Origin of the sequence: Pseudoduganella lurida, assembly GCF_007830455.1 — a bacterium.
Taxonomy (GTDB): domain Bacteria; phylum Pseudomonadota; class Gammaproteobacteria; order Burkholderiales; family Burkholderiaceae_D; genus Rugamonas; species Rugamonas lurida.
Genome location: NZ_VLLB01000001.1, coordinates 312011 through 326609, shown reverse-complemented (window position 1 = coordinate 326609; position 14599 = coordinate 312011). Strand labels below are relative to the sequence as shown.

At 65.5% G+C, this 14599-nt stretch carries 12 protein-coding genes; 7 read left to right on the top strand and 5 right to left on the bottom strand.

What is annotated here, in order from left to right; translation table 11 throughout:
- Nucleotides 1-209: 209 nt before the first annotated feature.
- The 5 genes from IP91_RS01495 to tssK are packed head-to-tail and all read right to left on the bottom strand — an operon-like array spanning nt 210 to nt 7552.
- Entirely contained in the window at nt 210-1148 is a 939-nt protein-coding gene (locus IP91_RS01495; RefSeq protein ID WP_307724386.1) for a hypothetical protein, read from the bottom strand.
- Complete coding sequence (locus IP91_RS01490; RefSeq protein ID WP_145646999.1) at nt 1148-2569, bottom strand: hypothetical protein; 1422 nt, start codon at nt 2567-2569, stop codon at nt 1148-1150. Before IP91_RS01490 ends, IP91_RS01495 begins: the two co-directional genes overlap by 1 nt.
- Nucleotides 2562-5429, bottom strand: a complete 2868-nt coding sequence (locus IP91_RS01485) for a type VI secretion system Vgr family protein (RefSeq protein ID WP_145646998.1) — start codon at nt 5427-5429, stop codon at nt 2562-2564. The genes IP91_RS01490 and IP91_RS01485 overlap by 8 nt, the downstream gene beginning before the upstream one ends.
- Complete coding sequence (gene icmH, locus IP91_RS01480) at nt 5429-6205, bottom strand: type IVB secretion system protein IcmH/DotU (protein WP_145646997.1); 777 nt, start codon at nt 6203-6205, stop codon at nt 5429-5431. Before icmH ends, IP91_RS01485 begins: the two co-directional genes overlap by 1 nt.
- 15 nt (nt 6206-6220) lie before the next feature.
- Nucleotides 6221-7552 (bottom strand): type VI secretion system baseplate subunit TssK, encoded by a 1332-nt coding sequence (gene tssK / locus IP91_RS01475; RefSeq protein ID WP_145646996.1) that lies wholly within the window; start codon nt 7550-7552, stop codon nt 6221-6223.
- A 383-nt stretch (nt 7553-7935) separates the two neighbouring features.
- On the opposite strand from tssK, the gene IP91_RS01470 reads away from it, so the two are divergent.
- From IP91_RS01470 to tssG, 7 genes are read left to right on the top strand one after another with little or no spacing between them, the layout of a single operon-like run.
- On the top strand, nt 7936-8556 hold the full coding sequence (locus IP91_RS01470; protein ID WP_229473733.1) for a tetratricopeptide repeat protein: 621 nt from the start codon (nt 7936-7938) through the stop codon (nt 8554-8556).
- Between the two features lie 42 nt (nt 8557-8598).
- Nucleotides 8599-9102, top strand: a complete 504-nt coding sequence (tssB, locus tag IP91_RS01465; protein WP_145646995.1) for a type VI secretion system contractile sheath small subunit — start codon at nt 8599-8601, stop codon at nt 9100-9102.
- Between the two features lie 2 nt (nt 9103-9104).
- Entirely contained in the window at nt 9105-10613 is a 1509-nt protein-coding gene (tssC, locus tag IP91_RS01460) for a type VI secretion system contractile sheath large subunit (RefSeq protein WP_145646994.1), read from the top strand.
- Between the two features lie 35 nt (nt 10614-10648).
- Nucleotides 10649-11140 (top strand): Hcp family type VI secretion system effector, encoded by a 492-nt coding sequence (locus IP91_RS01455; RefSeq protein ID WP_145646993.1) that lies wholly within the window; start codon nt 10649-10651, stop codon nt 11138-11140.
- Nucleotides 11141-11190: 50 nt separating this feature from the next.
- On the top strand, nt 11191-11679 hold the full coding sequence (tssE, locus tag IP91_RS01450) for a type VI secretion system baseplate subunit TssE (RefSeq protein WP_145646992.1): 489 nt from the start codon (nt 11191-11193) through the stop codon (nt 11677-11679).
- Nucleotide 11680: 1 nt separating this feature from the next.
- Nucleotides 11681-13525 carry a type VI secretion system baseplate subunit TssF gene (tssF, locus tag IP91_RS01445; protein ID WP_145646991.1) on the top strand — a complete coding sequence of 615 codons (1845 nt, stop codon included), beginning with the start codon at nt 11681-11683 and terminating at the stop codon, nt 13523-13525.
- Nucleotides 13489-14571, top strand: a complete 1083-nt coding sequence (gene tssG / locus IP91_RS01440) for a type VI secretion system baseplate subunit TssG (RefSeq protein ID WP_145646990.1) — start codon at nt 13489-13491, stop codon at nt 14569-14571. Before tssF ends, tssG begins: the two co-directional genes overlap by 37 nt.
- Nucleotides 14572-14599 lie beyond the last annotated feature (28 nt).

Sequence of the window (14599 nt, the reverse complement as noted above, 5' to 3'; positions counted from 1 at the left end):
GGTGGCATCCTGCTAACTAACGAAAGGAGAAGAGTTAATAGGTAAATGCCATGAGGAGCCAATCGGGAAAGGGGCCTGAGGAAGCATATTCTCATTGCGCTACACCCTGATCCGCAGCGGCTATCCGCTTGCTCTATCGCCATCGTCGATTCGTGTCATGCGTTGCTGCCAGTGATCCGAAGCATCGTTTCGGCCTTGCGGCGGCGGTGCTATGAATGCGGTGTCTGATCCGCGTCCCACTGCCAGAACGTCGTGCCATAGGCGCTGTCGAAGGTGGGCATCGGCTCGCCCAGCGCAAAGTAACGGCGCGACGCCGCTCGGGCCGGGGTGAACCAGAAGCCCGCGTGCGGACAGGTGTCGCCGCCCGCGACTCGGGCGGGCGTTGTGTCGAGCAGGCTGGGGGCGCTGGCCGGGCCTTCGTCGGCGACCCGCCTGACCAGCGTCCAGATGCAGTCGCGCCTGGTAACGGGATGCTGTCCGCCGCCCGCTGCGTTTGACTGGAGCATGACCTTCGCCTGCGGCGCCACGTGTTGCCGGACACCGAGAAACTGCGCACAGCTGTCCTCCACGTCCGGCAAATAAATGCCGGAGATGCGCAGCGGCGCATCGGACGCGACCTGGGTCTGCGTGTCCAGCCGGTATGCGGGCCACCGCTGTGGCGCGTCCAGCGGACCACGTGACCTTTCCCTGTACCCGGTAGTGAGCGCACCCGGCTTCCAGAAAGCGTCGTCGGTAGCCTGGATGTTCGACGCCAGCATGACTGCACGGGCCAGCAATTCGCCGTAGCGCCTTGCATCGTCTTCCGCCATCCAGTCGGTAGAGAAATCCGTCTGGCCCTTGAAGTCACCGAGCGGCCCATTACAGGCCGTCAAGCCACTGGCGTCACCGCTGCGCAGCAGGGCGAGGTCGGCATTCAAGGATTGCAGCGTGTCGCGAAAATTCGGCAGGACCCGTTCGCCCCAGACGATGTCGGGCTGCTCGGGCAGGGGCCGCCTGCGATAATCCGCCGGCATATCGTGCATGAAGCGGTCCAGGCAGTCTTCAAGGTGCCCGACCATTTGCGCCCATGTATCGCGCAACGCCTCCAGGTAGGGCACCGAACTGTAACGTTCAAGGAGGAAGACTTCTTGCGGGATCAATGCGGTCATTATTTTTTCTCGTACCAGTTATTGGTCAGCGTCGGCACGCCGATCATGGAGGTGTGGCGGTCCAGGTCGTCATACCCCCAGTTGGTCGGGCGGCGCGGCCCCATGTGCTTCCTGTCCAGGTGGGCCGGATCGATGACGATCTGCCGTGCGCCGCCCTCCAGCACATAGTCGGTGCCCTTCAACCGCTGGCTCGCGGTGACACCTTCCCACACATTCAGGCCGGGACCGGGCGGCACGACATAGGTAACGTATTCGCCATTGCTGTTCCAGTGAGTCCACACGGCGAAGCGGCGGCGCCAGTCATCCTTGCTTTTCAACAGATCGAATTCCTGCTTGGTCATCCAGCAGATGCTGTTGTCGGACGAAAGGGGATCCAGCACCCGGTACAGCGTCGTGCCGGGTGGGATGGTAATGGGATCGATCGTCGAGAACGTATTGAATGCGTTGTCGAGAGGATGCCTGCCACGCGCTGCACTCGGTTCCGTGCTGGTCCACCCCGCTTTTTCGTCCGGCGGGTCGATCAACGGGTCGTTGGCCAGCGTGGGTCGCTTGTCCGCATAGGGCGGCAGTGCGTGGTCGAAGGCAGCCTTCTCGGCATCCGCCGAGGTGCGGATGAAGGCATGCGGATTGCGCACATTGAGGCGGGCCTGGTGCGCCGCGGCGGCCTCGATGTCGAGCCGTCGTGCCAGCTTGTTCAGGTAATCCTGGACGGGCTTGATGGCCTTGGCCAGCTGCGCGTCCGCCTGCCGCCGCACGCCGTCGATGATCTGCAGCAGCCGGCCGGCACGTTCCGCCAGCGCTGCGCCACCCCAGCGCTTGACGAGCCCGAGCAGCGACGCGGCTGCCTTCCTGGCCTCGTCGAAGGCCTGCAGCAGCTTGGCGACATTGATTTGCGCTGCCAGCGCGCGGAACTTGTTCGCGAGGTACTTGTACGGATTGTCGATCTTCAGCGCACGCAGCGTCTTCACCACTTCGGGTCGCGCCAGGAACCGGTTCAGCTGGATGATCCCCGCGTCCAGCGCCTTGGCAATCTGCGGCACGTTGCTGGCAGTGTGCGTGGCTTTTCGCAGCGATGCAAAGACCACCTTCCCGCAACCCTTGAACAGTGACCCGAGGGTGGGGGAGAGGCCGATCAGTGTCAGTACCAGGGCCACCCAGTGCCAGGTTTCCTTCGGCTCGCCGTGGATCTTGCGGCAGTTGGCGACCACGTCGCGCACGTCGCAGATCTGGTCGACGAAGGGAATCATCGATATCACCGTGCCGGTTGCCACCTGGGCCGTGCTCTGGTTGTCGTTGAAGTCGCCCTGCAACACCTCCCAGATCCATTCCGCGGCGGCGGAGACATCCTTCTTCGCGCTGTTGTACCAGCGGCTTGGCGCGGCCCTGAACCACGCCAGCGCATTTTCAAATGGGTCAGTCATCTATGGCGGTCCGTTCGTCAGCATCCGGCAGCCCGTGGAACTGGTTGTTGGCCTTGGCAAGCATCTCGGCCAGCGGATGCCACGGCTTTTCCGGTTCCGGCTCGCGCGCTTCGTATTCGGCGCGAATGGGCTTTTCGGGCACGTTCTCGTGGTGCGCGCTGCCCTTGTCATCGAGCTTTCCACTCAGGGCAGCACCGCCGGCGAACAGGATCTTGTAGCCCACGCCAGCCATCGGATCGCCGTAGAAATCGCGGTATTGGAGGCCGATGAAGTTCGTCTCCTTCATGGCGCTGTCCGGCAGCACCGGCAGTTCGCCCGCCCGGCTGCTGCCCCCGTCGAACACATGCTGCCCGCCCTTCACCGTGAAATTGCCCGGGCAGGCAAACGTGATGTCGCCGCCCTCCAGCGTGATCGACGACTGGCCCGCCTGCAGCACGATCTTCCGGCTGGCCTTGATCTCGATGCTGTCGGAGACGGAAATCACGGTCACCGCCTTGTCGGCCACGATCTCCAGCTGGTCGGTGTGGGCCTGCAGCGACACGGGTCCATTGGCAGCGAACGCCTGTATGCCGCCGGCATGGCTGAAATACGCGGCAGCATTGGCAGCGACGGCGGAAACCGTACCGCCGGCAGCAACATGCACATCGCCTTGCGTGGTCCATTGCAGCTGCTGGCCGGCGAACAGCACGGTCGATGCCGGTGTCGCCCAGTTGATGGCCGACGGTGCATCCAGCACCACGAGCGGCGCGCCGGGTTTTTCGACCGCCTGCGCCGCATCCAGTTCGCGCGAACCCGCCTGCGCCTTGCTGGCCTGCTGGCCGTTGACCGCACCCTGGAATGCGCCTTTCCCTTGCGGGTCGAGCAGCGCGATCGTTTCGTCATGCGCTGCAATGGCGTCCTTGCTAGTCAAGGCGTTCTGATTCGTCGCCGCATCCCCGAGCGTCGTCACCAATTCCTTGGCGGACTTCAGCGCCCCCAGCGCTTCGGCCGCATCCATCTGCGTCGATTGCGCGCCGGCGCGCGCGGAGGTGGTCAGCAGCACCCCTTCGCCGCCCCGCACGACCGCCCACGCATCGGTGCGCAGCTCGAAGCCGCTGCCCCGGTAGGCGCCGCGCTGCGACGAGGCGGGCGCCTGGTCGATCAGGTAGCCCAGGTTCAGCTGCGTGGCGGCCGTGCTGGTGGCCAGGCGCATGCGCAGCTGGCCCGGCGTATCGTCCAGCTGCCACTGGTTGTAGCCGGCGCCGTCGAATGCGTGCGAGTGGATGCCGGACAGGGCGCCCGCGTGGTTGGCGCCGGAATCCACGCCGGCGGAGAACGGCGGCCGGTCGCTGCCCGTGTACAGCTGCGCCACGACGACGGGGCGATCGATATCGCCCTCGATGAAGTCCACCAGCACCTCGGTGCCGATGCGCGGCGTGAACTGCGAGCCCCAGTTCGGGCCGGCCAGCGCCTCGGCCACGCGTACCCAGGTGCCGGAGCGTTCGTCGCCGGGCGCGCTGCCTGCCGCGTCCATATTGTGCGACAGGCCACCGGGGTTCGAGCCCTGGCCGCGCTGCCAGGCGAACTGCACCCGCACCTGGTGGTCGCGCATCGTCGTGGCCACGGCGTCCTGCAGGCCGACCACGATGGCGGTCTGCGGACCGAGCGCGGTGGACGGCGAGGGTGCCGCGATCGCCTGCGGCACGATGGCGACGGTGTCGCGCACGGCGCCGAAGCGGTTGCGGTAGGTGCCGTTCTCGACACCAGTGGCCGCGGCGCGGATCTGCGGCGTGAAGTTGTTGCGGGCATCGTGTTCGACCCACAGCACCGTGAAGCCGTTGTCGCCGGCCGGATAGCGTTCGTGCTGCGTCAGGTCGAAACGGTGGCCGGCAGCCAGGCGGCGCACCGCGCCGGCGCCGTCGAACAGCTTGTTCTGGAGCTCCAGCGCCTGCAGCATCAGGCGGCTGTGCGGGTCGGCTGCGGCGCCGTCGTCCTCCCCGCTGGCGATGCGTTCGCCGCTGCCGTCGTGGATGGAAAGTGCCGGCAGCTCGCCGATGTCCAGGCTCGTGCCCTGTTCGGCGGCAGGGGCCAGCAGCTGCGCCGGATCCCAGCTGCTGATGCTCACGGCGTTCGGCTGCACGGTGCGGCGCGCGGCGAAATGGTCGATGGCGTCGTCGCTGTCGGTGGCGCGCACGCCGTGGAAGCGCAGCACCGGGTCACCGGGCGTATCCGGTGCGGTGGCGAGGCTGTCGAAGATCACCAGCTTGTGGCGGGCCTGGCCATCGGCCGGGTCGTCGGATGCCTGGTCGTGTTCAAAGCGCCACGACAGGCCTTCGGAGGCCAGCAGGCGCGTGAAGAATGCCAGGTCGCTTTCGCGGTACTGGGTGGTGATCGGCCGTGGCAGCAGTTCCTGCGTCACGTCGAATTCGAAGCGCAGCTGCGGGTAGTCGGCCAGCAGTTCGGTCACGATCTGCCGCGCATCCAGGTCCTGGAAAACATAGCTGTCGCGGCGCAGCCGCAGCAGCGCCAGCGCCGGCTCCAGGTGCAGCCGGTAGCGCGCCACGCCGCCATCGGCACCCAGCCAGGCCGCTTCGGTACACAGGCCGTGCCAGGCGCGGCGACTGCCGTCCGGCTGCAGCAGCGTCACGGTCAGTTCCTCGCCGAGGAACGCCGCCAGGTCGAGACTGGTCGACGTGCTGAGCGCATCGACTTCGAAGCGGTAGACTTCGTTGACGGCTTCCCGGCCGGCGAAGCGCTCGGGCAGCAGCGCTTCCGGCAGTGCGCCTTCCTGGACGCTGGCCAGCGTCAGCAGCCGCGCATGCTGCGACAGGCCGGTGCCGAAAACGCCCAGCGCAGAGACGATTTCCGGCAGCGCGACCATCAGGGCAGCGTGATCGTCAGGTTGGCCGCGCGCGGCGCCAGTTTCACGACGTCGCTGTAGGCGTTGATGCCCTTGCCGGTGGTGCTGGACAGCGAGGTGCGCAGGCCGATATAGCCCAGCACGCAGATCAGCGCGAACACGGAACACAGCACCCACAGCGGCAGGTCGCTGCGCAGCTTGTGCGCGATCTGGTCCGGCCGTTCGGCATGCGGTGCGAAACCGCCGCGCTTGCCCTTCATGTGGGCGATCTCGTCACCGAGGCGGGAGGTCAGGTAGTTCAGCTTTTCCGTGCCTTCGATGATGTAGCGGCCCTGGAAACCCAGCAGCAGGCACATATGGAAGACCTCCAGCGCCTGGAGGTGCGCACTGCCGCGTGCGCGCAGCTGTTCGAGGCGGTTGAAGAAGTTCTCGCCGGCCAGCTGGTCGCCGAACAGCAGCAGCTGCAGCGGGCGGCGTTCCCACGCATCGCGGATCGAGAACGAGGAGCGCAGGATGATTTCGTCGACGGCGGCGCAGAACGCATATTTGGCAGCGTCCACGTCGTCCGGCGAAGCGTTCTGTTTCTTGGCATTGCGGCCGAAGTCCTCGAGGAACTGCGCCATCTTGCGCGAGAAGGCGGCATCGTCCTGCGGGCCGTTGCCGTTCTTGAGCATGAACAGCGCGTAGAAGCCGTCGTACATCAGGTCCAGCAGGGTTTGCGGCTTGCTCGACGTGGCCGCCGGCGCGCCGGCACCGATTAGGGAAGGGGCAGTGGAGTGAGCAGAAGCAGTGGTCATGGGGGATTCCTGAGGTTAGGACGTGACGGCAACCAGGTCCAGCTTCGCTTCCGGCATATTGCCCGGCACGTAGATGGAGATCGACTGGGCCTGCAGCATCCGTTCGTACATCTGGCCCTTGGCCTCGATGGCGAAATAGACGGCATCGGGCCGCACCGGCACGGCAGCCGGCACCTGCGGCGCATGCACCAGGCGCACGCCCGGCATGGCCGAGAGCACGAATTTTTCCACGTCGTCCGGCGCGCCCACCTTGAAGCGGAACGGCACCACGTCGACGATCTCGCTGGCCGGCAGCGCGGCCGACACGGCCAGGTAGAACGTGGTGCGCTCGTCGATCTTCTGCGAATCGAGCATGCCGTGGTGGTACGACGGTTTTACTTCGCGCAGCGCGATGGCGAAATACTTCGACGAGATCACGGTATCGAGCAGGTCGCGGATGATCTGGTGCAGCGTGGCGAATGCCGGACCGGGGTCGGCGTGGTGGTACGCCGGCAGGTCGGCCAGCGTCCAGCTCTTCGAGAAGGTCATCAGGCTGCCGGCCAGCGACAGCAGCTGTTCGTACAGCCGTTCCGGATGCAGCGACGGATGGTGGAAGTAGTGCGACAGCGAGGCGAACGCCGTGCTGGCCGTATGCAGCAGCCAGAACGACGACATGTCGCCCGAGCGGAATTCGATCACGTGCTTGCTGGGTTCGCGGTGGTGGCCATACAGGGCGCTGACCTTGGCCTGCAGCGCATCGACCAGGCGGCGCAGCTGCAGGAACAGCAGCGGCGCGCTGCGGATCGACAGGCTCGGTGGCACGAAGGCCGCATCCACTTCGAAGCCGCCGGTGGCCGCGCGGCGCAGCCGCAGCACGGGGAGGTGCGTGTACGAGTCCAGCGGCTCGGCATCGGATACCAGCCGCACGGTCTTGCGCAGGTAGGTCAGCTGGGCGCTGGCCGCCTGCGTGTACAGGTCCGGCGTGTCGCGGTTCAGCTGCTGGAAGCGGATCGCATTGCCGCCATCGCCGAAATTGCCGCCGAACGGCTTGAAGGCGGGCAGGGCGGCGTGATACGTCACGGTCTGCGTCGACTGGGGCAGCGGGGAGAGGTCGATCGTGTCCGGCAGCTCGTCGCCGCCCGGTGCCGAATACAGCTCGCCGTCCTGGAACCGCACGGACAGCTCCAGCAGCCGCAGGGCATTGTTGGCCAGCGCATCGCGGTCGATCTGCAGCGCGCCCACGCCCCAGGCGTACGGATGCAGCAGGCCCACGTTCTGGTGCAGGCGCTCTTCGTGATACCAGTCCTGCTGCTGGAAGTGCTGCGGCCGCAGGAACAGGCCTTCGCCCCAAAGAATTTTACCGCTCATGCTCTGTGCTTCCTCGTTCTTGAACTACCGGTAGGTGGCGGCTCGCCGTCAAATGGCAGAAGAGTAACATTTCTTGGGGCTTCCCTGCGCGCAATTGTGCAATATCGTTTTAGTAAGTGTGAGAATTCGTGAGTATTTACAAAGCCTTGCGGTCAATTAGTGCGGCGCACACTTCACTAATGAATTGAGTGACATCAATAATCCACTCTGATAATATGCGCGCTTGTCAGTTAATTATCAAATATGCATTCCGGCGCATGGCGACTATTTTCCCGATAGACGCTGCTCCGTAACCGTCGCGTCGTATCTTTTGCGTTGTATCTTTCGCGTCGTGTCTTTCGCTTTGTATCCGCCGCCTTTGTATTAACCAGTTTGAGGACCGCATGACCCTTGCCATTTCGTTTGCCCGTTTCCCCGTGCTGGGACGGCTTGTCGTCGCTACTGCCTGCGCCGCGGCGCTGGGCGCCTGTACCACGCCCGGCCCGGTCGTGCAGAAGCAGCCCGCGATTCCCACGATGGACGAGCTCCTGTCGAAAGCCACCCAGGCCAGTGCTTCGGGCAACAAGGAGCAGGCCGTCACGCTGTGGAAGGAGGCGGCCGCCGCCTATCCTTCCGAGAAGGCGCCCTGGACGAGCATCGCCCAGCAGCGCTACGAGGCCGGCCAGTACGGCGATGCGATCGTCAGTGCCCAGGAAGTGCTGGTGCGTGATCCGAACGACCGCCTGGCCAACAGCATCATCGCCATCAGCGGCCTGCGCCTGTCCACCCGTGCGCTGTCGGACCTGAGCCGCCAGAACAACCTGTCCGGTTCGATCCGCACCGAATCGCAGGACCTGGCGCGGCTGCTGCGGGAAAGCCTGGGCGAGACCGTGCTGATTCCAACGCCGCCCCAGCCGGCTGCAGCAGCTGCGGCCAAAACCCCCGCGGCAAAGGGTGGCAGGAAACAGCCGGCGGCAAAACAAAAGGCCGGTTCCGGTGCCGATCCATTCGGCGCATTGAAATAAGCGCGCACAGCACACTTTGAATCAACCCATCGAGGGAAAGCCATGTCCAAAAACTCCAGCGTCCAGAAGAAGCTCCAGAAAATCCGCCCGCCACGTGTCCAGATGACTTACGACGTGGAAATTGGTGATGCCATCGAGAATAAGGAATTGCCGATGGTGGTGGGCGTGGTCGGGGATTTCGGTGGAAATTCCGAGGTGCCGCAGAAACGCCTGAAGGAACGCAGCTTCGTCGGCATCGATCGCGATAATTTCGATGAAGTAATGAAGGGCGTGGAACCGCGCGCTGCGTTCCGGGTGAAGAACGAACTGACCGGCGAGGGCGGCGAATTCGGCGTGGACCTGACGTTCCGCTCGATGGACGATTTCCGCCCGGAGGCCGTGGTCGACCAGATCGATCCGCTGAAAAAACTGCTGGAAGCCCGCACCCGCCTGGCCGACCTGCGCAACAAGCTGGCCGGTAACGACAAGCTGGAAGACCTGCTGAACGATGTGCTGAACAGCACCGAGAAACTGGCCGAGCTGGGCCAGCAAACGACGAAAGAATGACCATGAACGCGCAATCGAACGCCAGCGCCGTCGCCGCCACGGCCACTAGCAACGCCAATGCCGCCACCACCGAGTCCGGCCTGCTGGACCAGATCGTCGAACAGAGCAAGGTCGCCAAGTCCAGCGCCGAGCATGCGCGCGCCAAGGACCTGATCGCCGAACTGGTGAACCAGGTGATGGACGGCACCGTCGTCGTGTCGGACAACCTGGCTGCCACGATCGATGCCCGCGTCGCCGAACTCGATCGCCTGATCTCGGCGCAGCTGTCGGCCGTGATGCACGCGCCGGAATTCCAGAAGCTGGAAAGCAGCTGGACGGGCCTGAACTACCTGGTGCGCAATACCGCCACGGGCCCGAACCTGAAGGTCAAGATGCTCAACGCCACCAAGCGCGAGCTGGTGAAGGACTTCCAGAGCGCCATCGAATTCGACCAGAGCACCATGTTCCGCAAGGTATACGAGGAAGAATTCGGTACCTTCGGCGGCGCCCCGTTCGGCGCGCTGCTGGGCGACTTCGAGATCACCCGCCAGCCGGAAGACATGTACTTCATCGAGCAGATGTCGCACGTGGCCGCGGCCGCGCATGCGCCGTTCATCTCGTCCGCCTCGCCGGAGCTGTTCGGCCTGGAAAGCTACTCGGAGCTGGGCAAGCCGCGCGACCTGTCGAAGGTCTTCGACACGGTGGAATACGCCAAGTGGAAGTCGTTCCGCGAGTCCGAGGATTCCCGCTACGTGGGCCTGACGCTGCCGCGCTTCCTGGGCCGCCTGCCGTTCAATCCGGCCGATGGCGCCACCACGGAAGGCTTCAACTTCGTCGAGGATGTGGACGGCACCGACCACGAGAAGTACCTGTGGTGCAACGCGGCCTACGCCTTCGGCACCAAGCTCACGGCCGCCTTCGAGGACTACGGCTGGTGCGCGGCGATTCGCGGCGTGGAAGGCGGCGGCCTGGTGGAAGACCTGCCGACCCACACGTTCAAGACGGACGAAGGCGAAGTGGCGCTGAAGTGCCCGACCGAGATCGCCATCACGGACCGCCGCGAAAAGGAACTGTCGGACCTGGGCTTCATCTCGCTGGTCCACTGCAAGAACACGGATTACGCCGCCTTCTTCGGCGCGCAGTCGGCGCAGAAGGCGCGCAAGTACAACTCGGACGCCGCCAACGCCAACGCCGTGCTGTCGGCACAGCTGCAGTACATCTTTGCCGTGTCGCGCATCGCGCACTACATGAAGGCCATGATGCGTGACAAGATCGGCAGCTTTGCCGCCGCCTCGAACGTGGAGGACTTCCTAAACCGCTGGCTGACCCAGTACGTGCTGCTGGACGATAACGCCAGCCAGGAACAGAAGGCCCAGTTCCCGCTGCGCGAAGCGTCCGTCCAGGTGTCCGAGGTGCCGGACCGGCCCGGCGTGTACCGCGCCGTGTCGTTCCTGCGCCCGCATTTCCAGCTCGACGAGCTGTCCGTTTCACTCCGGCTGGTCGCGGAGCTGCCTGCATCGACCAAAACCTGAACCTCCCCCCGTAGCCAACAACCGAAAGGAATACCATGGCAATCGACGTCTACCTGCAAATCGACGGCATCAAAGGCGAGTCCGCCGACACGGCCCACAAGGACTGGATCGAAGTGAAAAGCGTGAACTGGGAAGTGCTGCAGCCGAAATCGGCCACGGCCTCCACCGGCGGCGGCCACACGGCCGAGCGCACCGAGCACAAGGACATCGTCGTGTCGAAGCTGGCCGACCTGGCCACGCCGATCCTGCTGCAGACCTGTTCGTCCGGCAAGACGATTCCGAAGGCGAAGTTCGAATTCCTGCGCGCCGACGGCCAGGGCGAACGCGTGAAGTACTTCGAGATCGAGCTGGAAAACGTCCTGATCAGCAATGTGTCGCCCTCCGTCGAACCGGGCAACATCCTGACGGAAGACGTGTCGCTGAAGTACTCGAAGGTGAAGTGGAAGTACACGCAGCAGAAGGTCGGCGGCGGCACCGGCGGCAACACGTCGGGCGGCTGGGACCTGTCCGCCAACAAGGTGGCCTGATCCTGCTGGCGCGCCGCAACCAGGTGTCGATCGGCCGCGGTGCATAAGCGATGAAGGGCTTTACGCCAGGGCTGCTCGACCGGCTGATGGACGCGTCGGCGAGTGCCGCCAGCGGCACAGTGTCCAGGGTCTCGCTCGAGGAGTTGAAGGACTCCGTCGCGCGCGACCTGGAGGCGCTGCTGAACACGCGGGTGGTGATCCCGGAAAACCTGCTGAAGCGCTTTCCGGAATGCGCCCGCTCGATCGTCACGTACGGCCTGCATGATTTCGCGGGCCTGTCGCTGTCGAGCCTGGACGACCGGGCCTTCATCTGCCGCAGCCTCGAGGCGGCGATCGCCCGCCACGAACCGAGGCTGCGCAATGTGCAGGCGCGGCTGGAACTGCGCGACGATGCGGTCAACCGCCTGAACTTCGCGATCACCGCGCTCCTGGTGGTCAGCGAAGCCCATGAACCCGTCAATTTCGACGCGGTGCTGCAGCCGTCCAGCCTGCAATACACCATCAGCAAAGCGCGCCGCGCCGTGGCGCCGGGAGCCTGAGTTGGACCAGTTACTACCGTATTACGAACAGGAGCTGGGGTTCCTGCGCCGCTACGCGCGCGAGTTCTCCGAACGCTATCCGAAGATCGCCGGCAAGCTGCTGATCGGCGGCGAGGTGTGCGAAGACCCGCACATCGAACGCATGATCGAATCGTTCGCGCTGATGAATTCGCGCATCGCGAAACGGCTCGACGACGACTACCCAGAATTCACCGAAGCACTCTTCGAAGTGCTGTATCCCCATTACCTGCGGCCGTTCCCGTCCTGCTCGATCGCGCGCATGGACTTCAGCACCGCCGCGGCGCAGCTGACCACCGCCACCTCGATCGCGCGCGGCACGCAGCTGACCACGCGCCCGGTGCGGGGCGCCGTCTGCACCTTCCGCACCGCGTATCCCGTCACCGTGGCGCCGCTGGCACTGACGCAGGCCGCGTTCCATCCGATCATCGAGGCGCCGGAAGCGGCGCGGCCGCCCCCGCATGCCACCTCGGCGATCGCCATCACGCTGGCCAGCACGTCGGCCCAGGTGGCGATCCCGCAGCTGCGGCTGCCGTCGCTGCGCGTGTTCATCGATGGCGAACCGTCGTTCTGCGCCGCGCTGCGCGATGCGCTGTTCATGCGCGGCGTGTGCGCCTATGCGGAAGCGGACGGCAATGGCCGCTGGATGCCGCTGGGCCGGATTCCCGTCACGCAGGCCGGCTTCGGCGAGGACGAATCGCTGATCGACTTCCCGGCCCGTTCGCACGATGCCTACCGGCTGCTGACCGAATACTTCTGCTTCCCCGAGAAATTCAATTTCTTCGACATCGACCTGGCCGCGCTGGCGGCCGTGCTGCCCTCCGGCTGCAAGTCGATCACGCTGCACCTGGCGCTGTCCGGCCTGCGCAGCGACTCGAACCTGGCGCGCATGCTGGGTACCCTGTCGGCCAACAACCTGCTGCTGGGCTGCACGCCGGTGGTGAACCTGTTCCGCCAGCGGGGCGAACCGATCCGCCTGACGCACACGACGGCCAGCTATCCCGTGCTGGCCGATGCGCGCCGCGCATTTGCCTACGAAGTCCAGGCGATCGACTCGGTGCGGCTGGTGCGGCAGACGCCGCAGGGCGAGTCGATCGTCGAGTTCCGGCCGTTCTATTCGCTGCGCCACGGCCAGGTGCCGGAAAAGAACGGCCACTACTGGATCGCCCGGCGCGACACGGTGCTGGCCGAGCGCAGCCCCGGTTTCGAGACGCAGATCTCGCTGGTCGACATCGATTTCGATCCGGCCGACGTGGAGACGGACACGCTGAGCATCGAGCTCACGTGCACCAACCGGGACCTGCCGGCATCGCTCAGCTACGGGCTGCGCAGCGGCGACCTGTTCCTGGAAGGCGGATCGAGCGTGCGTTCCATCACCTTCCTGCGCAAGCCCACGGCATCGCACCGCTTCGAGCGGGGCCGCGGCGCGCACTGGCGCCTGATTTCGCACCTGTCGCTGAACCACCTGTCGCTGTCCGGCGGCGGCGTGGATGCGTTCCGCGAGATGCTCACGCTGTACGACCTGCCGCGCTCGGCCTCGTCGCAGCGCCAGATCGGCGGCATCGTCGCGGTCAGCCACAAGCCGGCCACCACCTGGCTGGCGGGGAACCCGTTCGCCTGCCTGGTGCGCGGCATCGAGGTGCGGCTGACGATCGACGAGGAAGCCTTCGTCGGCAGCGGCATCGATGCGTTTGCCCACATCGTGGAACGCTTCCTAGGCCTCTACGTGCATGCCAACAGCTTCACCCAGCTCGTCATCGTGTCCAACAAAACCGGAGAGGAACTGCAGCGATGCACGCCACGAAGCGGCGATTTGAGTCTGCTGTAATCGAGCGGCTGTTCGCCGAGCCGTACCGCTTCCAGTACTTCCAGGCCGTGCGCATGCTGGAGGTATGGCTGCGCAAGCGCGGCGTGCCGGAAGAGGGCGCGGTGGCGAACTTCGTGCGCTTCCAGAACTCGCTGTCGCTGTCGTTCCCGGCCAGCGAGGTGGAGGCGCTGCGGCCGGAGCCGCGCGAGCTGGCCGCCACGGCGCCCGGACTGGCCGCGGCCCTGCAGTCGGCCGAGCTGCGCTATGTGCGGATGACGCCCACCTTCATGGGCTTTTTGGGCACCAACGGTGCGCTGCCGTCGCACTACACGGAACGCATCGCCGCGCACGCGCTGTACGAAAAGGACGATGGCCCGCGCGCCTTCCTGGATGCGTTCTCGACCCGCACGCTGGCACTGTTCTACCAGGCCTGGCGCAAGTACCGGCTGGAGCTGCGCTACCAGGGCGCCGCGAAGGATGGCTTCCTGCCGCTGCTGCTGTCGCTGGCGGGCGTGGGTCCGGCATCGCTGCGGCGCCGGCTGTCCGACCACGGCGAGGGCGTGCTGGACGAATCGGTGGCGTATTTCGCCACCGCGATGGCGCACCGGCCGGCATCGGCCGTGCAGATCGCGCGGGTGCTGTCCGAGTACTTCGGCCAGCGCATCCGCACCGAGCAGTTCATCGGCTGCTGGTACGACGTGCCGGCGGCCCAGCAGACGGTGCTGGGCCTGGCCAATGCGGCGCTCGGTGCCGGCGCGATGGCGGGCGCGCGCGTGTGGCAGCGCGACCTGCGCATGCGCCTGGTCGTCGGCCCGCTCGACCTGGCGGCGTACGAATCGTTCCTGCCGGGCGGCCGGGCAGCCCGGGCACTGGAAAGCATGCTGACGATGTTTACCGGCCTGTCGCTGGAATACGAGGTGCAGCTGGTGCTGCGCGCGGCGGACGTGCAGGGGGTGGCGCTGCGCGACGATCGCATCGGCGGGCGGCTCGGCTGGGACAGTTTCGTGGTGGAGGGACCGCAGGCGCAGGACCGTGCGGATGTGCGTTACGAGATTCACGCCTTGTAGCAGGCTGCACTCTAAAAAAAGGAAAACA